At 64.0% G+C, this 24,326-nt stretch carries 27 protein-coding genes; 6 read left to right on the top strand and 21 right to left on the bottom strand.

Features of this window, described 5'->3' with window-relative positions; all coding sequences use genetic code 11:
- The 7 genes from dmpG to Q7V46_RS09585 all read right to left on the bottom strand — a co-directional run bounded on the left by dmpG (nucleotide 1) and on the right by Q7V46_RS09585 (nucleotide 7,084).
- Complete coding sequence (dmpG, locus tag Q7V46_RS09615; protein ID WP_304913302.1) at nucleotides 1–1,059, bottom strand: 4-hydroxy-2-oxovalerate aldolase; 1,059 nt, start codon at nucleotides 1,057–1,059, stop codon at nucleotides 1–3.
- Between the two features lie 11 nt (nucleotides 1,060–1,070).
- Nucleotides 1,071–2,012: an acetaldehyde dehydrogenase (acetylating) gene (locus Q7V46_RS09610; RefSeq protein ID WP_304913301.1), complete on the bottom strand. Its 942-nt coding sequence runs from the start codon at nucleotides 2,010–2,012 to the stop codon at nucleotides 1,071–1,073.
- A 21-nt stretch (nucleotides 2,013–2,033) separates the two neighbouring features.
- Nucleotides 2,034–2,813 carry a 2-keto-4-pentenoate hydratase gene (locus Q7V46_RS09605; RefSeq protein WP_304913300.1) on the bottom strand — a complete coding sequence of 260 codons (780 nt, stop codon included), beginning with the start codon at nucleotides 2,811–2,813 and terminating at the stop codon, nucleotides 2,034–2,036.
- Complete coding sequence (locus tag Q7V46_RS09600; RefSeq protein WP_304913299.1) at nucleotides 2,810–4,357, bottom strand: bifunctional 3-(3-hydroxy-phenyl)propionate/3-hydroxycinnamic acid hydroxylase; 1,548 nt, start codon at nucleotides 4,355–4,357, stop codon at nucleotides 2,810–2,812. The genes Q7V46_RS09605 and Q7V46_RS09600 overlap by 4 nt, the downstream gene beginning before the upstream one ends.
- Before the next feature lies 1 nt (nucleotide 4,358).
- Nucleotides 4,359–5,300, bottom strand: a complete 942-nt coding sequence (locus Q7V46_RS09595; protein WP_304913298.1) for a VOC family protein — start codon at nucleotides 5,298–5,300, stop codon at nucleotides 4,359–4,361.
- Between the two features lie 110 nt (nucleotides 5,301–5,410).
- Nucleotides 5,411–6,319, bottom strand: a complete 909-nt coding sequence (locus tag Q7V46_RS09590) for an alpha/beta fold hydrolase (protein ID WP_304913297.1) — start codon at nucleotides 6,317–6,319, stop codon at nucleotides 5,411–5,413.
- A 105-nt stretch (nucleotides 6,320–6,424) separates the two neighbouring features.
- Entirely contained in the window at nucleotides 6,425–7,084 is a 660-nt protein-coding gene (locus Q7V46_RS09585) for a TetR/AcrR family transcriptional regulator (protein WP_304913296.1), read from the bottom strand.
- A 400-nt stretch (nucleotides 7,085–7,484) separates the two neighbouring features.
- Between Q7V46_RS09585 and Q7V46_RS09580 the strand changes: the two genes are divergently transcribed.
- On the top strand, nucleotides 7,485–7,967 hold the full coding sequence (locus Q7V46_RS09580; RefSeq protein ID WP_304913406.1) for a GreA/GreB family elongation factor: 483 nt from the start codon (nucleotides 7,485–7,487) through the stop codon (nucleotides 7,965–7,967).
- A gap of 5 nt (nucleotides 7,968–7,972) precedes the next feature.
- Entirely contained in the window at nucleotides 7,973–8,098 is a 126-nt protein-coding gene (locus Q7V46_RS09575; RefSeq protein ID WP_304913295.1) for a hypothetical protein, read from the top strand.
- A gap of 149 nt (nucleotides 8,099–8,247) precedes the next feature.
- On the opposite strand, the gene Q7V46_RS09570 is transcribed toward Q7V46_RS09575, so the two are convergent.
- The 12 genes from Q7V46_RS09570 to Q7V46_RS09515 all read right to left on the bottom strand — a co-directional run bounded on the left by Q7V46_RS09570 (nucleotide 8,248) and on the right by Q7V46_RS09515 (nucleotide 17,872).
- Complete coding sequence (locus Q7V46_RS09570) at nucleotides 8,248–8,589, bottom strand: hypothetical protein (protein WP_304913294.1); 342 nt, start codon at nucleotides 8,587–8,589, stop codon at nucleotides 8,248–8,250.
- Between the two features lie 70 nt (nucleotides 8,590–8,659).
- The gene (locus Q7V46_RS09565; RefSeq protein WP_151044850.1) at nucleotides 8,660–9,031 is read right to left on the bottom strand and encodes a type II toxin-antitoxin system HigA family antitoxin; all 372 of its coding nucleotides are present in this window, start codon (nucleotides 9,029–9,031) and stop codon (nucleotides 8,660–8,662) included.
- An 18-nt stretch (nucleotides 9,032–9,049) separates the two neighbouring features.
- Nucleotides 9,050–9,352 carry a type II toxin-antitoxin system HigB family toxin gene (locus Q7V46_RS09560; protein WP_304913293.1) on the bottom strand — a complete coding sequence of 101 codons (303 nt, stop codon included), beginning with the start codon at nucleotides 9,350–9,352 and terminating at the stop codon, nucleotides 9,050–9,052.
- A 400-nt stretch (nucleotides 9,353–9,752) separates the two neighbouring features.
- On the bottom strand, nucleotides 9,753–11,474 hold the full coding sequence (locus tag Q7V46_RS09555) for a complex I subunit 5 family protein (protein WP_304913292.1): 1,722 nt from the start codon (nucleotides 11,472–11,474) through the stop codon (nucleotides 9,753–9,755).
- A 7-nt stretch (nucleotides 11,475–11,481) separates the two neighbouring features.
- Nucleotides 11,482–12,960 (bottom strand): complex I subunit 5 family protein, encoded by a 1,479-nt coding sequence (locus Q7V46_RS09550; protein WP_304913291.1) that lies wholly within the window; start codon nucleotides 12,958–12,960, stop codon nucleotides 11,482–11,484.
- A 78-nt stretch (nucleotides 12,961–13,038) separates the two neighbouring features.
- On the bottom strand, nucleotides 13,039–14,547 hold the full coding sequence (locus tag Q7V46_RS09545) for a complex I subunit 5 family protein (protein WP_304913290.1): 1,509 nt from the start codon (nucleotides 14,545–14,547) through the stop codon (nucleotides 13,039–13,041).
- A 3-nt stretch (nucleotides 14,548–14,550) separates the two neighbouring features.
- Nucleotides 14,551–14,892, bottom strand: a complete 342-nt coding sequence (locus Q7V46_RS09540; RefSeq protein WP_304913289.1) for a cation:proton antiporter subunit C — start codon at nucleotides 14,890–14,892, stop codon at nucleotides 14,551–14,553.
- Nucleotides 14,889–15,824 (bottom strand): hydrogenase subunit MbhD domain-containing protein, encoded by a 936-nt coding sequence (locus Q7V46_RS09535; RefSeq protein ID WP_304913288.1) that lies wholly within the window; start codon nucleotides 15,822–15,824, stop codon nucleotides 14,889–14,891. Before Q7V46_RS09535 ends, Q7V46_RS09540 begins: the two co-directional genes overlap by 4 nt.
- Nucleotides 15,821–16,159, bottom strand: a complete 339-nt coding sequence (locus Q7V46_RS09530; protein WP_304913287.1) for a monovalent cation/H(+) antiporter subunit G — start codon at nucleotides 16,157–16,159, stop codon at nucleotides 15,821–15,823. The genes Q7V46_RS09535 and Q7V46_RS09530 overlap by 4 nt, the downstream gene beginning before the upstream one ends.
- Complete coding sequence (locus tag Q7V46_RS09525) at nucleotides 16,156–16,443, bottom strand: monovalent cation/H+ antiporter complex subunit F (protein ID WP_304913286.1); 288 nt, start codon at nucleotides 16,441–16,443, stop codon at nucleotides 16,156–16,158. The genes Q7V46_RS09530 and Q7V46_RS09525 overlap by 4 nt, the downstream gene beginning before the upstream one ends.
- Before the next feature lie 31 nt (nucleotides 16,444–16,474).
- Entirely contained in the window at nucleotides 16,475–16,975 is a 501-nt protein-coding gene (locus Q7V46_RS09520) for a Na+/H+ antiporter subunit E (RefSeq protein ID WP_304913285.1), read from the bottom strand.
- A gap of 288 nt (nucleotides 16,976–17,263) precedes the next feature.
- Nucleotides 17,264–17,872, bottom strand: coding sequence for a DUF2062 domain-containing protein (locus Q7V46_RS09515; RefSeq protein ID WP_304913284.1), 609 nt, complete (start codon nucleotides 17,870–17,872; stop codon nucleotides 17,264–17,266).
- A 97-nt stretch (nucleotides 17,873–17,969) separates the two neighbouring features.
- On the opposite strand from Q7V46_RS09515, the gene Q7V46_RS09510 reads away from it, so the two are divergent.
- A complete protein-coding gene (locus Q7V46_RS09510) occupies nucleotides 17,970–18,704 on the top strand; it encodes a 16S rRNA pseudouridine(516) synthase (RefSeq protein ID WP_304913405.1) in 735 nt (244 codons plus the stop codon).
- A 41-nt stretch (nucleotides 18,705–18,745) separates the two neighbouring features.
- Here Q7V46_RS09510 and Q7V46_RS09505 read toward each other — a convergent pair whose 3' ends face one another.
- Both Q7V46_RS09505 and Q7V46_RS09500 read right to left on the bottom strand, forming a co-directional pair.
- Nucleotides 18,746–19,477: a hypothetical protein gene (locus tag Q7V46_RS09505; protein ID WP_304913283.1), complete on the bottom strand. Its 732-nt coding sequence runs from the start codon at nucleotides 19,475–19,477 to the stop codon at nucleotides 18,746–18,748.
- 225 nt (nucleotides 19,478–19,702) lie between these two features.
- Nucleotides 19,703–20,521, bottom strand: a complete 819-nt coding sequence (locus Q7V46_RS09500; protein WP_304913282.1) for an alpha/beta fold hydrolase — start codon at nucleotides 20,519–20,521, stop codon at nucleotides 19,703–19,705.
- A gap of 110 nt (nucleotides 20,522–20,631) precedes the next feature.
- Here Q7V46_RS09500 and Q7V46_RS09495 point away from each other — a divergent pair, with 110 nt between their 5' ends.
- The 3 genes from Q7V46_RS09495 to glnA all read left to right on the top strand — a co-directional run bounded on the left by Q7V46_RS09495 (nucleotide 20,632) and on the right by glnA (nucleotide 24,061).
- A complete protein-coding gene (locus Q7V46_RS09495; protein WP_304913281.1) occupies nucleotides 20,632–21,555 on the top strand; it encodes an EI24 domain-containing protein in 924 nt (307 codons plus the stop codon).
- Nucleotides 21,552–22,385, top strand: coding sequence for a molybdopterin-binding protein (locus tag Q7V46_RS09490; RefSeq protein WP_304913280.1), 834 nt, complete (start codon nucleotides 21,552–21,554; stop codon nucleotides 22,383–22,385). Before Q7V46_RS09495 ends, Q7V46_RS09490 begins: the two co-directional genes overlap by 4 nt.
- Before the next feature lie 260 nt (nucleotides 22,386–22,645).
- Nucleotides 22,646–24,061, top strand: coding sequence for a type I glutamate--ammonia ligase (gene glnA, locus Q7V46_RS09485; protein ID WP_304913279.1), 1,416 nt, complete (start codon nucleotides 22,646–22,648; stop codon nucleotides 24,059–24,061).
- Nucleotides 24,062–24,326: the final 265 nt, after the last annotated feature.

The following is a 24,326-nucleotide window of genomic DNA, read 5'->3' as shown; positions in this document are numbered from 1 at the left end:
TCAAGCCGCTTCGCTCATCACCGGCTGCGCATGGATGCGATCGTGCTCCTGCGTCTTTAGCAGGTCCAGCGCGACGTCAACGATCATGTCTTCCTGTCCGCCGACCATGCGGCGCTTGCCTAGCTCGACGAGGATGTCCACCGCCTTCAGGCCGTACTTTTTCGCGGCCACTTCGGAGTGGCGAAGAAAGCTGGAGTACACGCCGGCGTAGCCGAGCGCCAGCGTCTCGCGGTCTACCCGCACCGGTCTGTCTTGCAGCGGACGCACAATGTCGTCGGCCGCATCCATCAGCTGGTAGAGGTCGCAGCCGTGGTTCCAGCCCAGGCGGGCCGCGGAGGCGATGAACACTTCCAGCGGCGCGTTGCCCGCGCCCGCACCCATGCCAGCCAGGCTGGCGTCCACGCGGTCGCAGCCTTCTTCCACCGCCACGATGCTGTTGGCCACGCCCAGGCTCAGGTTGTGGTGGGCGTGCATGCCAGTCTGGGTCTCGGGCTTCAGCACATCCTTGAAGGCGCGGAAGCGGTCGCGCACGTCGTTCATGCTGAGTGCACCGCCCGAGTCCACCACGTAGCAGCAGGTCGCGCCGTAGCTCTCCATCAGCTTGGCCTGCTCGGCCAGACCCTGCGGCGTCTGCATGTGGCTCATCATCAGGAAGCCCACAGCCTCCATGCCGAGGTGGCGCGCGTACTCGATGTGCTGGCGCGCGATGTCGGCCTCGGTGCAGTGGGTGGCCACGCGCACGATGCGGGCACCGGCGTTGTAGGCCGCCTTCAGGTCGTGCACGGTGCCGATGCCGGGCAGCAGCAGCGTGGCGATCTTCGCGTGTTTGACCACGCTGGCCACCGCTTCGATCCACTCCACATCGGTGTGGGCGCCGAAGCCGTAGTTGAAGCTGCCGCCCTGCAGACCGTCGCCGTGCGCGACTTCGATGGAATCGACCTTGGCTTCGTCCAGCGCCTGTGCAATCTGCCTGGCCTGCGCCACGCTGTACTGATGCCGGATGGCGTGGCTGCCGTCGCGCAGCGTGACGTCGGAGATGTAGATCTTCTTGGTCGTCATGTGGTTCTCCTTCAGGCGGCTACGGCAGCCAGCATGCGGGCGGCCATGTGTTCGGCGGTGCGCAGCGCGGCGCTGGTCATGATGTCGAGGTTGCCGGCGTAGGCGGGCAGGTAGTGGGCAGCGCCTTCGACTTCCAGGAACACCGAGGTCTTGAGGCCATTCAGTTGCTTGCCGACGCCCGGAATGTTCAGGCCCTCGATGCGGTCGAACTGCACGGTCTGCTTCAGGCGATAGCCAGGCACGTAGGCCTGTACGTCGGCGGCCATGCGGGCCACCGAGTCGGCAATGGCCGCTTCATCGGCGAAGTCGCTCAGCGTGTAGACCGTATCGCGCATGATCAGCGGCGGCTCGGCCGGGTTGAGCACGATGATGGCCTTGCCCTTGGTGGCACCGCCCACCACCTCGATGGCCTTGGACGTGGTCTCGGTGAACTCGTCGATGTTGGCGCGCGTGCCGGGGCCGGCGCTCTTGCTGGAGATGCTGGCGACGATCTCGCCGTAGTGCACCCTTGCCACGCGCGAGACCGCTGCGACCATGGGGATGGTGGCCTGGCCACCGCAGGTGACCATGTTGACGTTGGGCGCGTCGAGGTGGTCTTCACCGTTGACCACCGGGATGCAATACGGGCCGATGGCTGCGGGCGTCAGGTCGATCAGGCGGATGCCGGGCTTCAGGCTGCGCAGGAAGGCATCGTTCTGGACATGGGCGCTGGCGCTGGTGGCGTCGAAGACGATGTCGATGTCGGCGAATTCGGGCATGCGGGTGAGGCCGGCCACGCCTTCGTGCGTGGAGGCCACGCCCATGCGAGCGGCGCGCGCCAGGCCGTCGGAGGCGGCGTCGATGCCGACCATGGCGCCCATTTCGATGTGTTGGCCGTGGCGCAGGATCTTGATCATCAAGTCCGTGCCGATATTGCCGCTGCCAACGATGGCCACTTTGAGTTTGCAGGTCATGAGAATTCCGGGTAAAGAGTGTCAGGCCATGCGGCAGCTCACGCAGCCCAATGCGCCCATGGAAGCGTGGACCGCATCTCCAGCCTGAAGAGGGACCATTGGGCCGAGCGCTCCGGACAGAATGACTTGACCGGCCTTGAGCGACTGGCCACGTTCGGCCATGGTGCGCGCCAGCCAGTACGCAGCCCGCAGCGGATGCCCCAGGCAGGCTGCGCCCGCACCCACCGACACCGTCTGGCCGTTGATGCCCATCTGCATGCCCAGGGCACCGAGGTCCAGCCGACCCACGTCCACCGGCTGGTTGCCCAGCACGTACAGCGCTGAAGACGCATTGTCGGCCACGGTATCGACCAGCGTGATCTTCCAGTCCTGGATCACGCTGTCGACGATCTCCAGCGCGGGCAGGGCGTAGGCGAGTCCGCGAAGAAACTCCGACCAGCTAAGCGTCTCACCTGCCAGATCGGTGCCGACGATCAGAGCCACCTCGGCTTCGACTCTGGGCTGGATCAGCCGCGCCATCGGGACGGTGTCGTTGTCCATGTGTTCCATGTCATCGAACAGCACCCCGAAATCTGGCTGGTCCACGCCCAGCTGCTGTTGCACGGATTTGGAAGTCAGGCCGACTTTCAGGCCAACGATGCGGCGCCCTGGCTCTGCAAGACGCGCCAACGTGTTGATCTCGGCCACCTTGTAGGCTTGGGCCAACCCGGTGATGCCGTGGGTTTCCGAGATCCGGGCGATGGTGCGCCGCTGCGCGCGAGCTTCGCGGATGGCCTGTGCGGCCTCGTGCTTGGTGTTCATGCCGAGGGAACCTCCAGACCGGAACCCTGGGCTGCTGCAACAAAGCGGTCGGGGCGCACCGCCAGCACCTTGGTGCCGTAACGGCGCATCCATGCCAGTAGGGACCCGTCGAGGTCGATCACGTCGTCGCTGCCATGGCCCTGCTGCTCGGGCGACAACACACAGAGATAGCGCGCGCCGAGGGCATCCCACGCCGCCTGTTCTTCGGCCGTCAGCTCGGTGCGCGGGTTCATCCCGTCGCCCAGCAACACAAAGCCGTCGCCCAGCAGCTCGTCGAGCCAGCACAGCCTGCCGCGCGCGTCGGCCACGCGGGGCTGCGGGATCATCTTGCCGACCGCGCTGTCTGGTGCCGTGGCGCCGCGGAACCAGCCCGCGTCGTACCAGGGATTCCACAGCAAGGGCGGCTCCGGTGGCGGCTCGCCTGGCTTGGGCGCCATGGCCGCCATTTCTTCGTCGCTGAGTTGCTGCTGGATGATGCAGCCCAGTTGAATCGCCACGCCGGTGTAGAAGGCCACATTCGGCTCGCGCTCTGCCTGATAGGTGTCGAGCAGCGTCTCGGGCAGCCGGTCGCGCAGCACCTCGCGCAGTTTCCAGGCGATGTTGAATGCGTCGCGGATGCCGGACTGCATGCCCGACCCGGCCCACGGCGGCATCAGGTGGCCAGCGTCCCCCACCAGAAACACCCGCCCTTCGCGCCAGCGCTCGGCGTGGCGGATGTGGTGGCGGTAGAACGCGTGCTGGTGGATCTCTACGTCGTCCTGCGTCACGCCCAGTGAGTTCAGCAGTTTCCACAACTGCTCGTGCGTCTTGAAGTCGTCTTCCGACTCGTGCGGCTCCAGCGGGAACTCCCAGCGGTGATTGCCCTGTGCCAGCGCAATGTCCACCACAGGCCGTTGCTTGTCAGACCAGAAGGTCAGGATGTGCCGCTCGGGCCACCAGCGTTTCACCCGCGCATCGATCACCACCCACTTCACCTCCCGCGTCTCGCCGATGAGCCGGATGCCCATCCGCTCGCGCGTGGTGCTGCCACCACCGTCGCAGGCGAGCACGTAGCGCGCACGCACTGTCTTGGTATCCCCGGTGCCAAGGTCGCACGAGGTCACCGTCACGCCGTCGCTGTCCTGCACCACGTCGGTCACTTCCACGCCGAAGCGCACGTCAACGTGCTCGGCATGGCGTTCGTTCGCGCGGCGCAACACCTCTTCCATCGCGGGCTGGTAGATGGCGTAGGACGTGGGGTGCCGCCCCAGACGCGAAGGGGGGAAGTCCATGCGCGTGATCTGGTGCCCCTCGTGGGTGATCCAGCGCAGCGCTACGGTCGGGTCCATGGTGCGCGCCAGTTCTTCATCCAGTCCCAGCGACTGGAAACAGCGCATCGTCCAGTCGTTCACCGTGACCGCGCGGGCTCGGGGATAGATCGCCTGGTCGCGCTCGAGCGCGATGGTGCGGATGCCGTAGTGGCCCAGGCACAGGGCGGCGGCCAGACCGCTGGGGCCATAGCCGATGATGGCCACGTCGGCGTCAAAGTGGGCTGTGGTGTTCATGTCAGGCCACCTCCACCGCAGCGGCCGGCATGGCCGGGCCTTCACCGGGCATGGCGCCATACGGGCGGTGCCCCCAGTTGCTCACGCGGTCGTAGGCCTCGGCCTTCCACGTCGCATCGTCCACCTTCACGCCGCCCCAGCCAAACTCGAACAGGAAGCCCGATGGCGTGTGGGCGTAGAACGAGATCATATGGTCGTTCGGGTGCTGGCCGATGTCCATCACCACCGGCAGGCCGAAGGTCAGGCAGCGGTCGCGTGCACGTCCCACGTCGGCCACCTGTCCCGCCTCGACCATGAAGTGGTGGATGCGCTTCTTCGGTCCGGGAATCGGTGCGCGCGGGGCGACGGCCACCGAGTGATGCCGCTCGTTGGCGTGGAAGAACGACACCTCGATCTTCACGCCCGGCGCCGGTTCCAGGTAGATATGGTCGCTGAGCCTGACTCCCAGCACATTGCGAGCAAACGCAATGGTGTCCGGGTAGTGATCGGCTTCGAATACCACGTGCCCCACACCGCCGGCGCCCGTGACGAAGCCGGAAGCCACCACTTCCGACCGGAACACCACCTCCTTCGATGGCGCTGCGGCATAAACCTCGTGGCGGTTGCCCTCGGGGTCGATGAAGTACAGCATGCGATCGGCATGGCGGACGTCCAGCTCGTCATCGGATCCAAAGGTGCCTCGAAGGCCCTTGCTCACCAGATGGCGCGCAAATGCATCCACCTCGGCGGCGGATCCCACTTTCCAGCCAGCAAACGCCAGGTCATCAGCGGGGCCCTCGCTCAGGATGAAGCGCGCGGGTGCGGCGTCCATGCGCAGACGCCGGGTGTTCTGGGGACCGCTGCTCACGCCCAGGCCCATGACCTCGGTGGCGAAGCGCTCCCAGCGCGGCATGTTGGACACCTCGAGTCCGAGGTAGCCCAGTTCTTGGATGGTGGGGGTCATGTCTGTCTCCTGTTGGGGTAAAGGAAGCCCCACACCGGGTCCGCGAAGACCCGATGCAAGGCGGGGAAAAATGGGTTGGGCGGCGGCAGGGAGGTCGCCGGGTCAGGCGGTCAGCCGTCGTGCAGCAAGAAGCTGGTCACCACGTCGTTGAAGCGCTGCGGGTGTTCCCACTGCGCCCAGTGGCCGCAGCGAGAAAGCAGCAGGTAGTCGGCGTTGGGCATCACCTTGAACGGCGCCAGTCCGGCCACCAGATTCACCCGGTCCTGCAGGCCCCAGATGAACAGCGTGCGGTTCGATACCGAGGCCAGGCGCGGGTCCAGGCTGATGAAGGTTTCTTTGCCCGGGCCGCCGGGTGGCGGCACCAGCGGCGGGTTGGCACGAATTTCGGGGTCGTTGCTGGCCTCGAAGCGCAGGCGGATCAGTTCGGGGGTCAGCAGGCTCTGGTCGTGCACCAGGTTGCCGATGAAGCTCTCCAGCTTTTCTAGCGATGGTCCATCTCCCAGGTAGTAGGTCAGCAGCTGCTTGATGCCCTCAGTCGGGCCCGTGGCGCCTGCCACCACGCCACCGCCCGGCCCCATCAGCACCAGCTTGCCCACCCGTTCGGGCGCATCCATGGCCAGGCACAGCGCCGCTGAGCCGCCAAACGAGTTGCCAATCAGGTGCGCCCGCTGGATCCCCATCGCGTCCATGAAGGCCAGCACCGCACGGCCGCCGTTGTGGAACGGGCCGAGCCCGCCGAAGGCATTCAGGTTCTTGGAGCTGCTGCCCCAGCCCGGGAAGTCGATCACCCAGCAGCGGAAATGCCGCGACAGGGCTTCGATGTTCTTGCTGTAGTTGCTCGCGCCGGTGGCACCCGGTCCGCCGCCGTGCAGCAGCACCACGTCTTCACCCGCGCCGGACACCTGATACCCGATGCGCCACGCCGCGCCGGTGCTGGTTGTCCCTTCAACAAACTGGGCTTGCGCCATCTCGACTTCCTGGTTGCCTCGTCGCGCCTGTGGGCCGTACCCGGTGTACATGGAGCGGTGCCCCACTCGGGCACTGCTTCAGAGACGATGGCGGAAGTCTATCTATATTGACATTAACGTCAATGACATAAACGTCAATATTAGTGTAAACACCTGCTAGGGATTACCCGGAGGTGCCGGGGGAGGCAAGGGAACCTGCATGGCCTGATCAATCAGCCTGGGGTCTGCCCCCAGGGCGTTGAGAATGGCGCGAACCACCTCGCGGGCCCGCTCCGGACCGCCGGCCTCGACGTTGGAGGAGCGCAGCGCAAACACCATCAACCCGAAAGAGATTGCCTCCGCCAACTCAATGTCCTTCACCTTGATCAGGTCCTTCGCAATCGCTTCCTCCAAGTCGGCATGCGCGCGCGTGACGGCCAGATTGCCCACCCCGGAAACCGAGCCAAGAAACGCGCGGAACACAGGGTCGAGCCGTGCCTTCCTGTAGAACAGCCGTGCCGCTGTCGCCAGCCGGATCACCGGATTGTTTTCGTGGGCCACCGCCGGGATGATGGTCTCGATCAGGTCGTTCGAAATCTGCTCCATCGTCGCGTCCAGCAGGTCCCGCGTGGTCTGGAAGTAGTTGTAGAAGGTGCCGCGCGACACCCCGGCGGCCTTCACGAAATCGTCGATCACCGGAATGTCCGGCCCATGATGGGCAAACACCGGAATAGCCGCCCGAACAATCGCGGCGCGCGTCCGGGTCTTCTGGGCTTGCCCGCTGGCTGTCCTCGGGTGAACCTCCCTGGGGGACTTGGGCTTGGGCTGGTAGGGCATGTATGAATGGGGGCTGCGGGGCAAGAAAGTGTTGTTTTTGTCAGCTTAGCGCATTCAATGCACTACCGGACAACACGCGTGACGCGCTGCCTGGCGTTTGCGCAGCCTTCGCCAAACCCCATTGCATGCATCGGCGACGACTGGCGTTCGGCTTGGGCACCGCAGCTCCGCACAGTCTGTGCAACTCATCCTGAATGATCGCCTCATACTTCGAGCGGATACACGCTGGACTGGCTTGTAAGTCTGAAGATGGCCGAATTCTGCCAATGGCCCAGCTGATTGGGCCGCAGCATCGTGCCCATAGGTGAAGTTAACCTGCAGCCAACAGAACCGTCGAAGGCTGGTGGAGCCCTTCACAATCAAGACCTCCCTCGCTTGTTCGAGATGCCTACCTTTCATCATGGATAAATTCTTGCTGCAGCAGCAGGTGCTGGAACGGCTCGCCGAAGACCTGCTGCAAGCCGAGCAGGCAGTGCGGGCGGCCCATGAAACGGCGACGCACAAAGAAAACATCGCCGAAAACAAATACGACACATTGGGACTCGAAGCCGCCTACCTGGCCACCGGCCAGGCTCGGCGCGCCGAAGCTATCCGCCAGGCGATGGCCAGTTGGCGCCAATTCCGCCCGCGCCCCTACGACGCCAGCAAAGGTATACAGATCGGCGCGCTGGTCTGCCTGGTCGATTCCGACGAAAAGCAGCAACTGCTCTTTCTCGGCCCGGATGGGGGCAACATGAAGTTGATCAGCGGCGCTCAGCTTGTTCAGGTCATCAGCAGCAAAGCCCCTTTGGGCAGGGCGATGCTGGGTAAATGCGAGGGTGATGAGGTGTCGATACAGATCGCTCCAATCCGACAGCAGTTTGAGGTGCTGCGGGTTCAATAAGCCGCATGCAAGTTCACGCCGAATTGGTCGAGATCAGCGGACGTTCAGGCGTCATGCACGTACCGGCTGGCTTGCAAGATCAACAGTACTTTGAAACCGGCCACTGGGTCCGGGATGTCACTGGCGCATGAAGGAGCGCTGTGTGGTCCAGACCGTGAACTCAGAGGGCCGGCATCACCGGCATCACCGGCATCAATCGCTGCCTATCGGTCCTTGGGTTCGGATGGCAATGGACAGCCCACAATTCGCTTTCAATACAGGCCATCTCCGCACTGCGTTGTCAAGCGGCTTGACAGATTGGGGCTTGGTTACCGGGCATTCCCTGCGTCGTCTTTTCTTGATTGGACCTGCCGGTTGGCCACGCGTCTTCAGCCTTGGCATCGAGACCTTGCGCCGCTTCTGGCACTTCCGGTTTGAAGTCCCGTTTGATGCCGAGCAGCGTCATCAAATGCTGCGCGCTGCTGTGCTCGAACTCGAGGACGTCGGCCTCGTGGTAACGGACGTGGCGGTACAACTTGTGCCAGACCGGCCCTTCGCTATCGAGCCGCCAGCGCCGCAGCGTCTTGAGACTGACCTGCCAGCGGTCGGTCACATGCTTTTCGGTCATCACGGGGTAGCGCATCTTTTTCTCCTGAACAGATGACCCCATGACAACGCTGTTCACCGTAGAAGCCAAGCTCAGTGTTCGCTGATCACCTTGCAGCCGTCTCCGCAATCAGCACATCGGCCGGGATGCCCAGGCTCTTGTGCAGTCTGCGGATCATGGCCAGCGTCAGCGGGCGTTTGCGGCTCAGGACTTCGTAGACGCGGTTGCTTTTGCCAATGATCGGCTCAAGATCTTTGACGGACAGACCACTCTGATCCATCCGGAATTTGATGGCTTCCACTGGATCTGGCGCGGTGATGGGCACGTGCTTGGCCTCGTAGGCTTGCACCAGCGTGGCCAGGATGTCCAGGCGATCCCCCTCTGGCGTGCCCAGATCAGGGTCGGACTCCATCAAGGCCGAAATCTCTTTGAGAGTGGCCTTGTAGTCTGCTTCGGTGTGGATAGGGCGGATGTCCATGTTTTCCTCCGTGGCCGGTCAGGCCGACTCGATGGTTTCTGCGTCCACTGCGTCGTACTCCTTGTGGGTGCCGACAAACTTCACGTAGACGATCTGTAACTTGTACGCAATGGCCGCGATCAGCTGGTGGTCATTGCCTTTGATGTTGAAAACCACGCGACGGTTCTTCAGTACGCTGGCGCTGCGGTATTGCGCCTTGATGTCAGAGGGCTGGGTCCAGCTCGCACTGGTGGCTTCCTCGTACCAAGCCTTCAGCGGCTGCTCGGCGTCGGGGTAGCGCTCCCAGAAGGCCCGAAGGCTAGACACGGCAATCACTCGCATAGGTCGAAGTGTAGTCCCAAAATGGGACTTGAGCAGGTGGCATCCAGGCCGGGCGGGTGATCAGCGCGTCCAAGAATGGGTGTGTGTATGGTTGTCAGGCTTGGCGCAGGGTGCGTCAGCCGGATTTCCGAAAAGCTCGTTTCGTACAGGTGGGCACCTGCAATAGGCTGCTTTCGTATCTGGTTCAGATGACGGACGCGGATTCGGTTCCGTGTTCCACCACCATACCCTGTGACAAAGGCCGCTAGGAACATACACCTAGCGGCCTTTTTCTTTGGAAAATCAAGGGTTTGTTTATTGGTGGACGCTCACGCCGAGCGCGGTTGCGGCGCAAGTGATGCTGCAATGGCGCCGATCTCGGCGACTTTGCGCAAGTGTGGTTGGCCGCCGGGCTACAGGGTCAGCCCGACCCGACACGAGTGAGCACGGTCACGGCCAGCATCACGAACAGCAGCACTACGCCAGCGACCGACCAGCGCGACAACGCCCGCTCAAACGCCTGCCAGTTTGTCGCCTGTTCGAGCCAACGGCGCATTCGGCGCGCGTGCTGTGGTCGTTCGGCCATGGCGCGCACCGTGACCGCGCGCACCACAACCAGCACGGCGCGTTCCAGCGGATGCGCCAGATCGCCTTCGGGCAGGGTTGGTGGTTTCATGCGCCGTCGCAGTGCCACCGCTGCGAGCGCGCCGGCCAGCAGCAGGGGCCACACGCCGCTCCAGAGCGTGCCCGGGGCAAGCGCGTACCCCGACGGCATGCCGGTGTAGTAGGGCACCAGTACCCAGGGCAGCAGCAGCGCGCTGCCCAGCAGCGTGATCCATGGCAGCAGCAGGCCCCAGGGCACACCGGACTGATTGCCGGTGTGCTCGGCCTTCTTTGCGCGCAGCAACAGCCAGAAGCGCAGCAGCAGCAGCGCGGTGCCGGTGGCCGACAAGGCCAGCAGCCACTCCACCACCTCGATGTCAACCGGCGCCTTGAGCGCCGCCTTGGCCCAGGCCCCTCCCGTCAGTGGCAGGCCAGCCACCGACAGCGCAGCCAGCGCGGTCAGTGCCAGCACCCAGTGCCGTGGCCGTCCTGTGGTCGCGAGAGCCACACCGACCGCGAGGAACAGCGCGCCCTTGGCCAGGCCATGGTGCACGCTGGCCAGTGCGGCTGCCGTCAGCGCTGGCGCGGTGTGCGCTTGCGTCATGGACAGGCCGATCAGTGCAATGACCAGCCCCATCTGGCTGATCGTCGAGTAGGCCAGTACGGCCTTCACGTCGGATTGCGTCAGGCCCAGGAGCACGCCGCCGTACGCGCTGAGCAGGCCGGCGACCAGCAGCAGCCAGCCCCAGTCCATGGCCTGCGCGCCGCCGGGCAGGAAGGCCATCAGGCCGAAGATGCCGGCCTTGACGATGGCGCCGCTGAGCACGGCCGAGGCCGGTGTCGGCGCGGCCGGGTGGGCCAGCGGCAGCCAGATGTGCAGCGGCATCAACCCTGCCTTGAGGCCGAAGCCCAGCACCAGCAGCGCGATGATCACGTGGCGAGACGGCGCCTCGCCAAGCGCCGCGCGCACGTCGATGATGCGCGGGCTGTCGGCGGCGTGCGCACCCATCAGCAGGCCACCCAGCAGTGCTGCCTCGCCCAGAAGGGCAAGGATCAGGTAGATGCGTCCGGCGTGCAACGCGCGCTCGGTGCCGTCGTGAACCACCAGGACATAAGCAGCCAGCGACACCGTGGCGAAAGCCAGGTAGAAGGTGGCCACGTCCTGCGCCATGAACACGCCAAGGTTGCCCGCCAGCGTCATGCACCAGAAGCTGGTGAACACCGCGGGTTTGCGGGTGTTGCGCAGGTAGGTGGCAGCGTAAAGGCCGGCCATCAACCACAGCCAGGCGGTCAGCAACAGGAACGGGCGGGCGCTGTCGTCCAGGCCCAGGTGGACGCCCAGCAGCAGGTCCGGAACCGTGGTGGCGTCGGCGAAGGTGCCGACCACCGCCAGCGGCAGCGCTGGCAGCGGGGCCAGCGGCAGCAGCAGCAAGGCATGCTGGCGCACCCTCGGCAGCCCTGCCAACGCCGCTAATGCCAGCGGCGTGGCCAGTGCCAGCAATGGCCACCATGGTCCCGCGATGAGTGTGGTCGACGTCATGCTCGGGTCATGGGTAGTAGCCCTCGACGATGCGCGTGGCCCAGCCCAACGGGCTCAGCGCCGAGGCCGCCAGCAGCCCGGCGGCCAGACAGGCCAGCGCCGTGATCACCGGTGGTGCGATGAGGCCGAGCGGACGCTCCAGCGGGCCGTCCGCCGTCAGGGCGGGCGCATCCTCTCTGGGCTTGCCGTACCAGATGCGGTAGAGCAGCGGCAGGAAGTAGGCGGCGTTGAGCAGCGCTGAGCAGATCAGCACCGCGACCACCCACGGCGCGCCGACCTGCAGGCCGCCCAGCCCCAGGTACCACTTGCTGACAAAGCCGGCCAACGGCGGCATGCCGATCATGCCCAGGGCAGCCAAGGAGAACGCCGTGGCGGTCCAGGGCATACGTTGGCCGATGCCGTCCAGGTGCCGGATCTCGACGATACCTGCGCGCTCGGTGAAGATGCCAGCACAGAAGAAGAGGGTGATCTTCATCAGGCCCTGGTGAACCAGGTGCGCCAGGCCGCCAATGGCCGCGATAGGCCCGCCCAGCGCGATTCCCAGGATGACGTAGGACACCTGGCTGACGGTGGAAAAGGCGAGCCGGCGCTTGATGTCGGTCTGCGCCAGCGCGCGCGCGGAGCCATAGATGATGGTGGCCGATGCGAGCATGGCCAGCAGCAGGCCCATGCCCAACTCCTGCACGAGCGAGATGCCGAACACATCGTGGACCACCCGCACGATGCCGAAGGCCCCCGCCTTGACGACGGCCACCGCGTGCAGCAGCGCGCTCACCGGCGCGGGTGCGGCCATGGCGCTGGGGAGCCACCCGTGTAGCGGGAGCAGCGCAGACTTCGCGCCCAGGCCGACGATGAACAGCACGAAGATCATGCGCAGGCTGTGGTCACTCAGCGCGCCCAGGTCCGCCGGTTCGGCGAACGCCACCGGGCCGGTGCTGCCCTCCAGCCAGACGATGGCCACCAGCAGCGCGGCACTGGCCGGCAGGCTGTAGGCCAGGTAGCTGGTGCCGGCCTTCAGCGACTTGTCGTCGCCTTTGTGCACCACCAGCGGCCAGGTCGACAGCGTCAGCAACTCGAAGAAGATGAAGAAGGTGATCAGCGTACCGGACAGCGCGATGCCGGTGGTCGCGAACACGCACAGGCTGAAGAAGCCGAAGAACCTCGACAGGTCCGGCTTTCGGCCGAAATAGGCAATCGCGTAGATGGTGGTGAGCAGCCACAGAAAGGCCGACAGGGTAAGGAACAGCAGCGACAGCGCGTCCACGCGAAGCAGCAGGTACAGTCCCGGCGCCAGATCCAGGCGCACCTCGTGCAGGGTGCCTTGCGCCACCTCGCTCAGCATGAAGGCGATCAGCCCAAGCTTCAACACCGCGCCGCTCAGGTTCAGCGTGTTGCGCAAGCGGTGCTGATCCTGACGCAGGAAGAAGGTGAACAGCGCCGGCACCAGCGAAGTGAGCAGGATCAGTACGGGCAGCGCGGCGGTCATGTCAGTGGCGCCCAGCCGCCCGAAGACGCTGACGTACCCTCTCGGGGGGCAGTGAACGAAGTGAACGTGGGGGCTGTTTCATCCCAGTCCCTCATCGGCGGCGACGGGGCGGCCGATCTGCAAGAAGTCGTAGGGCAAGGCGGAGGCAATACCCAGCAGGATGGCAGTGGCCGCCAGCAGCACCGGCACCACTTGACGCCCACGTTTCACGACTTGCAGGTCGCTCGATTCGATGCCGCCCTTCGCGAACGCCAGCGTCAGCGGGCGAAACAGGTACATCGCAGCCAGCAGGCCGCCGAGCAGCATGAAGACCGCCCACACGATCTGTCCACCGGCAAAGGCGGCGGTCAGCATCAGGTACTTGCTTATGAAGCCGCCACTGGGGGGCAGGCCCATCAGCGACACGGCGGCCAGTGCAAACGCGAAGGTGGTCATCGGCATGGTGCGCGCGATGCCCTGCAGACCGCTGATCCTGTCGTGCCCGATGGCCTGCACGAACAGGCCGGCACACAGGAACATCGCGGCCTTCGCGCTGGCGTGCGACAACGCGTGGAACACGCCACCGGTCCATGCGCCGGCGTACCAGGGCTGCGCTGGGCCGCCCCCACCCGCCAGCGGAAACAGCAGGAACAGGTAGCCGATTTGTGCGACGGTCGAGTAGGCGATGAGCAGCTTGAGCCTGTCCTGGCGGACCGCCAGCACCGAGCCATAGACGATGGCCATCGCACCCATGGCGCCCAGCAATTGCGGCATCCAGGCACCAGCCGCTTGCGGCATCACGTCGAACCACAGCCGCAGCACGATGTAGAACGAAGCCTTGGGCACCAGTGCCGACAGCATCGCACTGGCCGGTGCCGGTGCCCCGGCGTGCGCCGGCGGCAGCCAGGCGTGGAACGGGAACAGCGCCGTCTTGGCGGCCAGGCCAGCGGTCATCAGCGCGCCTGCGGCCAGCGTGGCCGCGTCGGGTTCGCCGATGCGCTCTCCCAGCAGTGCGATGTCGAGCGTGCCGTGCGCCGCATACAGCAGCGCGGTTCCAAGCAGATAGAGCAGCGACCCCGGCAGCGCGAACAGTGCATAGCGGATCGCAGCGGCGACCGTCGGGGGCTTGCCGTCGATTGCCACCAGCGCGATGGCGCCCAGGGTCAGCAGTTCGAGCCCGACGTACAGGTTGAACAGGTCACCGGAGAGGAACACCGCGGTCAGCGCCGCCCATAGAAACCACGTCAGAGGCCAGAACGCAAAAGCCGCGCGCGTCTCCTTGCCGCGCTGCACAGGAAAGTCCGAGCGCGCCTGCCACATCACTGCCGCCATCACGATCGCGGCGGTCAGCACGAAGGCGCCGGACAGGCCTTCGACCACCAGGGCGATGCCCAGGGGCGCGTCCCAGCCGCCGATCTGGACGCGCATCGGCCCACCCCGCCACACGTGCACAGCCATGCCGGCGGCCAGCACCAACATGCCCAACATCGCGGGCACAAGCAGCAGGCGCGCGGCGCGTGGCAGGCACACCGCCAGCAGCGCAAGCCCCAGCGGCAGTGCGATGCTCAGCACCGGCCAGACCTGCGCAGTCAACAGTGTGTCCGTCACGGCTCAGTCCCTGCCATCGTCTTGCGCTGCTGGCTCCTCGTCCGCTTCTTCGGGCAAGGTGGTTTGCCCGGACAATTCCGCGTGCCGGGTGATCAGCGTGACGACCAGCGCCGTCGCGGCCAGCGCCACCACGATGCCCGTGATGATGAGCGCCTGCGGTACGGGGTCGGATCCCAGGTCCGGCCGGCGCCAGGCCGTGGCGCCGAACAGCAGAAAGATGCCCGAGCCGGTCACGTTGAACGCGATCACGCGGCGCAGCAGGTGGCGCCGCGCGACAAAGCCGTAAAGCCCGATGCCGATCAGCGCCGCGCCACACAGCGCATAGAGGTTGGCCGCGCTGATCATGGCTCTTCTCGTTGCGGTGGACCCATCAACAGCAGTGCCAGCGTCACGGCGATCGACAGCGTCAGCCCCACCTCGATCCCGACGATGATGGTCTTGGCGTGGGCTGCGGGCCAGCCGAGAAAACTGCCTGCCGCCGCACCGGCCACGCCCGCGAGCAGGAACAGCGCCGGTCCGGCCACCAACGCGCTGCGCAAGGGCACGCTGGACACGCCAGGCGCCCGCACCAGTGCGGCCATCGCCAGCAGCAACCATACAGCGGCCAGCACCGTTCCGCCCTGGAAGGCACCACCGGGTTGGTCGGCACCAGCCCAGACGAGGTAGACACCCACCACCAGGCCCAGTGGCGGCAGGAAGCGCCCGAAGGTGGCCAGCACGCCATCGGCGCGCACGCGTTGCGGCAGGCCCGGTACGCCACCCCAGTGGTCGTCCTGCGCCAGCGACCAGACGCCGATCAGTGCAACCAGCAGCACGATGCTTTCGAGCAGGGTGTCGTAGGCACGGAAACCCAGCAGCACGGCGGTCACCGGGTTGCCGACGCCGGTCTCCTGCAGGCGGCTTTCGGCGAGTTCCGTCAGTCCCGCACCCGCTGGATCCATTGCCAGCACGGCGTGACCGATGACACCGGCGAGTGCCGCGCAGGCGGCGGCTGCGAGCATGCGGGCCAGCCGGCTGGCATCGGGCACGTCGTGTTCGGCCAGCCGGGCGACGCGTGCGGTGGCCCCCATCACCAGCACGCCGGTGAGTCCGGCGCCGATGGCCGCCTCGGCCAGTGCGACATCCACAGCACCCAGCCGGACCCAGGCCATCGCGGCCAGCAGCCCGTAGACGATGTAGAACACCACCGAGCCGAACAGCTCGCGACCGGCCACCGCTGCGATCGCGGTGCCGAGGATCAGCACGCACAGCAACAGGTCGAAGGCCAGCCCTGTCAAGCTCGACCGCCTTGCGTGTCGTGCGGACCGGACTCGGGCGCGTCGCGCAACTCGCGCGGCAGTGCGGCACGCGCGATCAGCTGCGAGGTGGTGCCCGCAGCCAGGATGGCCAGCGCCCATACCAGCAACAGCTTGACCGCAGTCCAGACGCTGTCGGTCTGGGGCAGCAGTCCGAGCACCATCAGGCCCAGGCCGAGGTTGTCCGCCTTGGTCAGCGCATGCAGCCGGCTGTGGACGTCGGGGAAGCGCAGCAGGCCCACGGTGCCGGCGATGAAGAAGGCAAGCCCGAAGGTGGTGAAGGCGATGGTGAAGACGTTGGCGAAGGAGAATGTCATGGCCCGTCGTCCGCCTCCGGTTCCCCGCGCCCCTCGCGGCTGATCGCCTTGACGAAGGCCACCGCCGCGAACGCCGCGAGCAATGCCAGCACCAGCGCGACATCGACGATGGCCCAGCGGCTCTCGGCGGCTGCCAACAGCAGCAGCACCGCCACCCCACCGGTGCCGATCAGTTGAGCGCCCATCATGCGGTCGGCGGCGTGTGGTCCTTGGGCGACGCGCCACAGTGCACCGGCCAGGGTCAGGAGCAGCACCGCCGCGCAGGCCAGGTACCAGTCCGTCATGACGGCTCCGTACCTGGTTGCACGATGGTCTTCATGCCGTGTCCTTGCGCTGTGGGTTGGTGGGCGTCGTCGAACCGGTGCAGGCGGCTATTTCGCGCTCTGCCCGATGGATGTCGGCTTCGAGGACTTGATCGGTGTCCAGGCAATGCACCAGGAACCGTCCATCTCGGGTGCCGGCCACCAGCGTGCCGGGCAGCAGGCTGAACTCGCCACCGAGCAGCACGCGTCCGCCGCCGGCCGGCAGTGTGCTGGGGCACGTTTGCCAGCCCGGGCGCATGGGCAGCCGGGGATGCAGCGCGCGCCAAGCCACATCGGTCCCTCCCACCACGGAGCGCCACAAGAAGCCCGGCGCCATGCGCAACAGCGGCCAGAGCCGTATGGACCGACGATCAGGGGGCAGCAGGTGCAAGCTCAGCCAGGTGCCAGCCAGCACCGCCAGGGCCCCCGGCAGCAGGCCGCCGGGATCGGCACGCGTCAGGGCGAGCCAGACGACAGTGAGGATGAGAAAACGTTTGATCGCGATAGGAGCCATGCGTGTGTGCAGCGTGTTCCTGTGGATACCAGCGACGGGGCTTGACCGGGGCGTCGCCGTGTGTCCGTGTGCGGGCGGGTAGGACATTCAACCGTATGAGCCAAAGTATGGCACGGCATGGGGCATGCAGGACCTGTTGACCCGTCCGCTTGTGACCTGCCAGCCCGCCTCATGGTGAAGTCGCGGGCCTTGGGTGGTCAAGTAACAGTTCGTCAGGGGAGCAGCTTGGTCATGGCCATGGCCATGGCCTTCGCCAGCTGGAGGGCAGCCCACGCGCCAGACCCAACCTCAGGGTTTGCGTTCTGCCGGCTGTGGCTGAGGCGGTAGCCGGGCTGCGCGGTCTCGAAGTCGCTTGTTTCTGCTCCACCGTGTCCTCAGCACCCAAATCCCACTGGTCAGGAAATACACGGCAATTCCGCTCGCGCTTGCAACGATGGCCAAGCCCACGACCAGAGGCTTTCCAACCGTACCGAGGTGCGTGGCCCAATAGGTCACGCGGTCGGTCAGGCCCTCGATCTCTGGTGGTTCAACCTGTGCGTCTTCCAGCGCCTTGATCGCTTCTTCCTCAGAGATGGGTCGCTCGCCCAGCACCACTTTGCCGAGTCGATAGGCCCCGTAGTAGACCGGGCCAAAGGTCACCGGATTGGTCACCAGCGTGCTGGCAACTGCCATCGGAAGATTCGCGCGGAGCAGAACAGCCAAGGTCGCCGAGAAAGGTATCTGGGCGAACGGGATGAGAAGACCGAAAAAGATCCCCAAGGCCAGGCCAAGGGAAATACCCTTGCGGCTGAAGTGCCATAACCTTGGATGCCGCAGCGCAGGGCCCAACCACTTCAGCCAGCGGTTCTGAAGCAGCGTCTCCGGCTTGGGTAGCCATGACTTGATTCTTTTTTTCATTCGTTCTCAGATGCGGATGTCTCGGCGTCAATCAACTCCTTATTTTCGCCGAAGCAGATGACAGCAACCTCCGAGAAGCGACAATTCCATCACGATGATGCAGTTGCAAGATATTCTGTTTTCACAAGGCTTCGGCACGAGACGCATATGTTGCGGGCTGGTTCAGCAGGGCCTTGTTGCATTGGGAGAGTCACGGGAGTCGTGTAGCGATCCCCTGACTCTCGTTTCGACCGAAGACCTGGTTTTCTGGGTTCAAGGTGTCCGTTGGCACTACCAGGAGCGGGCTTATCTGATGCTTCACAAACCCGCAGGCTTCGAATGTTCGCAAAAGCCGGGTACCTACCCCAGCGTTTACACCCTTTTACCTGGCCCACTGCGTCAGCGTGGGGGTGGTGCCGCTGCAGGTGTGCAGGCCGTAGGTCGACTGGACCAGGACACCACCGGACTGCTGCTGTTGTCTGATGACGGCAAGTTCATTCATCGAATGACGTCTCCCCGCCATCATGTGCCGAAGGTCTACGAGGCTGAGGTCAAGCACCCGCTCGACGATGGCATGATCTCCCGCCTCATGGAGGGGGTGGTTCTCGATGACGATCCCAAGCCTGTGCGGGCCCAGGCTTGCAAAGCTGTCAATGATCACTGCCTTCAAATGACATTGACCGAGGGGAAATACCATCAGGTCAAGCGAATGATCGCGGCGGTGGGCAATCGGGTGGAAGCGCTGCACCGGTCAGCCATCGGTCCGCTGGTGCTTTCCGATGAATTGCCAGAGGGCCAGTGGCGCTGGCTGACACCGGCTGAGATCGAGATTCTGACCCAGAAGGTCAAGTGAGGTGCGCGCTGATGACACTTGGGCGGAGGGAGCCTCGGAAGTCAGAGCAGGTCGCCCTTGCGGCTGTCCAGTGGCATGAGAAATGAGTTCTCGTCTTGCCACTGGGAGTGGAAGTCGCTGCGGATTCCTCCGGTCGTGCTGTTCGACCAGTTCGATATCGGACTGAAGTCGCTGTTTCGGGTACTTCTCTGGCGGTTCAGCGCGGTGCGCAGATTCGCCTGGGCTGCAATGATGGCCCGCTCTTCCTGCTCGCGTTCACGCATCGCCTGACTGGTGGGTGATTCACCCAGGAATTCAGCGCGGATTTCGACCACCGAGGGCAGGTTGTTGGACCTGACCACCCAGTAGGGCAGACCACATTGCGTCAGGAGTGAGTGTTTGAGCATCCGGGTGCTTCGGGGCAGACCTGCGGACCCGGGCACATCCAGGCAACCCACAACCCGGCCGTCTGGTTGGCATATGGTGAAGGTGCAATAGACACTGCCCAGCAGCCTGTACCAGTGCATGCCTTGTTCCCGGTCCCTTGGCAGCGTGAATCTCGTCACCGGCAGCTTGACCATGACATGGTGGTCATAGAAGGTGCGAGAGAGCCAATGCCAGACCCTGGCTTCCTCGCTGTTGGTCAGCGCACGTGTGCTGAGCGGCCAATGCTTTGGGATGCGGCGCTGATTGCGGGCGACCCTTGCCACCCATGCGCGGTTCAGCCACGCCCCCAGCGCCATCAGGAGCGGTGCGAGGGCTGCCAGCAGCCAGGGGTTGTGCCAATCGGTCATCGGTATGCGTTGAGGACGAGTTGTATCAAAGTGTAGACAGTCAGGTCGTGCGTCGGCAGAGTTTGGGTTTTATTGCCACACCAAAGTGTGCATTCTTTGGGGAAATCAGCCAAAACGCATTCACCGGAGCACCCATAAGTAGGAGGCAGGGGCGGGTTTCAAGGCTCATGTCGTTGACTGTGGTCGGTCTCAGGGGCGCATCGGTCGGTCCTGTTCGGTGTCATTTCAAGGCAGTCCAGCGAGAAACGGCACCACGGAACCGGTGAGGATGTCTGGCTGGTCCCTGTGAGGGGAGTGGCCGCATCCTTTGACCACCACCTGCAGTGCCTGCGGTGCGGCATCCTGCACCCACTGCAACTGCATCAGGCTGCCGTATTCGTCTCCGTCCCCCTGAACAAGGAGCAGGGGGGCCTTGATTTGCTGACAGTTGCCCCTGATGTCGAAATGCCTGAACGCCTCACTGAGCCAGACATCGTTCCATTGCCAGAATGCGTTGTCGACATCGCCATGGTGTCTGGCCAATCGCTGGCGGAACCCCTGACTGGATGAAGGCTTTTCAAACATTTCTTTGGCCTGGGCAATGGCTTTGATGGCCATTTCTTCCACTGCGACATGCGGTGCCATGGCGATACACGCTGTCACCGGATGGCGGCTCGCGTGGAGCAGCGCGATGGTGGCACCATCGGAGTGCCCGACCAGAATCGGGCTTTGCAACCCTGCCTTCTGGAGCAGAACGGGAAGCACCTGCCAGGCCTCCAGATGCATGTAGTCCGGTTCGTGGCGTCCGGTGTGCCAGAAGCCGTCCCATCCAGGCGCACCTCGCACATGGGGCACCGGATCGGACTGGCCGTAGCCGCGTCTTGAATACACCATGCCCGGACGGCCTGCGGCTGCGCACAGTTCGGTGGGCCAATCCCGGCCGCGCTGGGTCCACATGGACACACTGCCAAGGCCTTCGTGCAAAAACACAAGTGGTGCGCGATCCTGCGGACCAGCGATCTCTCGCACCTCCAGGCAGACGCCTTCAATCTCAAGTCGGTTCATTCAACCATCCTAGCGCGCGGCGCAAGCTCACTGCAAACCATCAGTGATCGCAGCCCCACTCGTGATATGGCGCGTCCGATTCGCTTGGGTTTGGTTGTATTCTTCGCCGCATGGGCCTGCTTTTTGATTCGTTCTGGCGTGCTGTCGCCTACTGCGTGCACCCCCGTGTCATCGCACTGTCTGTGCTTCCCCTGTTGTTGATGGTGTTGTTTTCGTTTGCCCTGGGTTACTTTTTCTGGGCCAATGCAGTCGCCACAGTTGCAGCCTGGTTGGACGGGTTGGCGTGGGTACAGACGTTCCTGGGATGGCTCGACAGCGTTGGCATGGGGCCGCTTCGAGCGGTTTTTGCTCCTTTGCTGGTGCTGATCCTGGCGACACCGGTTGTCGTGCTCATGTGCCTTTTGCTGGTGGCAATGTTCATGACGCCTGCCATGGTCGATCTGGTGGGGCAGCGCAGGTTCGGTCGGCTGGAGCGCAAGCATGGCGGCTCCTTGCTGGTGAGTGTCTTGTGGTCACTCGGATCGACTCTGCTGGCCTTGGTGGCGTTGATCGTGTCCATGCCACTCTGGCTCATTCCTCCCCTGGTGTTGATACTGCCGCCCCTGATCTGGGGCTGGTTGACCTACCGGGTGTTTGCGTTCGACGCGCTCGCCACCCATGCCAGTCGCGAGGAAAGAAGGTCCATCCTGAAAGAGCATCGCACAAACCTTTTCCTGATGGGCGTGCTCACCGGCTATCTGGGTGCTGCCCCAAGCTTGTTGTGGGCTTCGGGGGCGATGTTCATTGCGATGGCACCGCTGCTTGTGCCGATGGCGATCTGGATCTATACGTTGGTGTTCGCGTTTGCTTCCCTCTGGTTTGCCCATTACCTGCTCTCCATCCTGGAGCGCTTGCGTGCCACGCCCTCGGTGGAAGTGCTTGACGCAGACCCCGAATACGTTCCTGGAGGGCAGCCGGCGCTGCGAGAGAATGCTGTTGCCGAACCCGATCCGTATGCCTTGCCGCCACCTGGTCACCAGGGGAACCCTTCATGAGTGAATCCACCTCATCACCTCCCACCTTTGGTCTGATCATCATCGGAGATGAAATCCTCTCAGGTAAACGCAGCGACAAACACCTGCCAAAAGTGATTGAGTTGCTTGGGACCAGAGGGCATTCACTGGCCTGGTCGCGCTGCGTGGGCGACGACCCGCGGCGGATCACGGCGGTGCTGCGCGATGCGCTGGACGGCGGCGACGCCGTGTTCTGCTGCGGCGGCATTGGCGCCACACCGGACGATCACACCCGGCAGTGCGCCGCCGCAGCGTTGGGCACGCCGCTGGCGCTGCACCCGGTGGCCAGAGACCTGATTTTTGAGCGCATGCAGGAAGTGGCCGCAGAGCAGGGCACAGCCTTCGACGCGGAGCGTCCTGACAATGTTCACCGTCTGAACATGGGGGTGTTTCCCGTGGGCTGCGACATCATCCCCAACCCCTACAACCGCATTCCTGGGTTCAGTTGCACGGGTGTGGCGGGTGGTCGGGTCCATTTTTTCCCCGGATTTCCCGTGATGGCCTGGCCCATGATCGAATGGGTGCTGGACAACGAATACCAACATCTGCATCGTCCAGGCGAAAGACTGGAACGTTCGGTCATCGTCTTCGGCGCCATGGAGGCGGCATTGACACCGCTCATGGAGCAGATCGAACGACAGCATGCGGTCAAGGTGTTCAGCCTGCCCAGCGTGGATCACCCTGTTTATGGAAGGCACATTGAACTGGGTGTGAAAGGCGAAACCGCCGCTGTGGGGGCTGCCTATGCTGACCTGCTGGCGGGGCTTCATGTGCATCGCGCCCAACTGGGCCCCGAAATGGTGCGATCTTGAACGCACTCTAATGGTGCTTTTCTGGGTAATTCCCGCAGAATGTGTTAATTTGGTGCACCAAAGATGGCTGGCAGTGCACTTGTACGAGCAAGATGGTGCGGAAATAGGGTTTGAACCGTTTTGATGCAGGGCTGCGCCATAATTCCGGCGGAGCTTGCCGATGCCTGTCAAGGGTGTGTCAGGCCGTCAATTGGCACAGATACTGCTTGTAGGCATCGACTTTTCTTATTCACTCACCCACCCAGCTACAGGAGTATTTGATGGCCAAGACCGTCGCAGACGTGATGCAAATGGTGAAAGACAACGAAGTCAAGTTCGTTGACTTGCGTTTCACCGACACCCGGGGCAAGGAACAGCACGTCACCGTGCCTGTGTCCCACTTCGACGAAGACAAGTTCACCTCGGGCCACGCCTTCGACGGCTCTTCAGTGGCCGGCTGGAAGGGCATCGAAGCATCGGACATGCAACTCATGCCCGACCCGAACACCGCCAACATCGATCCCTTCTTTGAAGAAACCACACTGTTCATTCAGTGTGACGTGATCGAGCCGGGCGATGGCAAGGCTTACGACCGCGATCCACGTTCCATCGCCAAGCGCGCCGAGGCATACCTCAAGGCCTCCGGCCTGGGCGACACCGCCTACTTCGGACCAGAGCCAGAATTTTTCATCTTCGACGGCGTTCGCTGGAGCAACGAGCCCGGTCGTGTCATGTACGAAATTGAAGAATACGAAGCCCCATGGAACAGCGGTGCCAAGCTCGAAGGCGGCAATCGCGGCCACCGTCCAACGGTCAAGGGTGGCTATTTCCCCGTGCCACCGGTCGACAGCATGCAGGACATGCGGGCTGAAATGTCCCTGATTCTGGAATCGCTGGGTATTCCGGTCGAGGTGTTCCACCACGAGGTGGCGGGGGCAGGTCAGAACGAAATCGGCACCCGGTTCAGCACGCTCGTCGAGCGCGCCGACTGGACCCAGGTGCTCAAGTACGTGGTGTGGAACGTGGCCAATGCCTATGGCAAGACCGCCACCTTCATGCCCAAGCCCTACGCGGGCGACAACGGTTCCGGCATGCACGTCCACCAGTCGATCTGGAAAGACGGCAAAAACCTGTTTGCTGGCGACGGCTACGCTGGTCTGAGCGACTTCGCGCTGTATTACATTGGCGGCATCATCAAACACGCCCGTGCCTTGAACGCCATCACCAACCCAGGCACGAACTCGTACAAGCGCCTGGTGCCCGGCTTCGAAGCACCGGTGAAGCTGGCCTACTCGGCCCGCAACCGTTCGGCCTCCATCCGTATCCCGTATGTGGCCAATCCCAAGGGTCGCCGCATCGAGGCACGATTCCCTGATCCTTCAGCCAACCCTTATCTGGCATTCTCGGCCTTGATGATGGCCGGCCTGGACGGCGTGGAAAACAAGATCCATCCGGGCGAAGCCGCCTCGAAAGATCTCTACCACCTGCCGCCGGAAGAGGACAAGCTGGTGCCGACCGTGTGCCACAGTCTGGATCAGGCGCTGGAGTACCTGGACAAGGACCGCGAGTTCCTGACCAAGGGTGGCGTGTTTACCGACACCATGCTCGATGCCTACATCGAACTGAAGTCGGCCGAGGTGACGCGTTTCCGCATGGCACCGCACCCGGTGGAGTTCGACATGTACTACAGCCTGTGATGCCTGTGCCTGGCAAAAGCCAGGCCCAGACGCGGGAGAGGCTCACACCAGACTGTGGGCCAAAGGAAGAAGGGATACCAAGAGGGTGTCCCTTTTTTTCGTTCACGCCAGCGATTTCGTCGCGCCACGGCTGCGATCCGTCGCGCAACCGTGGCGATCCGGGCACTTTTGGGGTGCTTTTGGTTCATACTGCCCAATGGTTTGACAGGCGAGCAGGTGCCGCCGCGCAACCCGTGTCCACGGAGTAAACAGTGCTTTTGAACTC

This window comes from Hydrogenophaga sp. (assembly GCF_030651625.1).
In the GTDB taxonomy this organism is placed as follows: Bacteria; Pseudomonadota; Gammaproteobacteria; order Burkholderiales; family Burkholderiaceae_C; genus Hydrogenophaga.
This window is presented reverse-complemented; position numbering and strand designations above follow the sequence as displayed.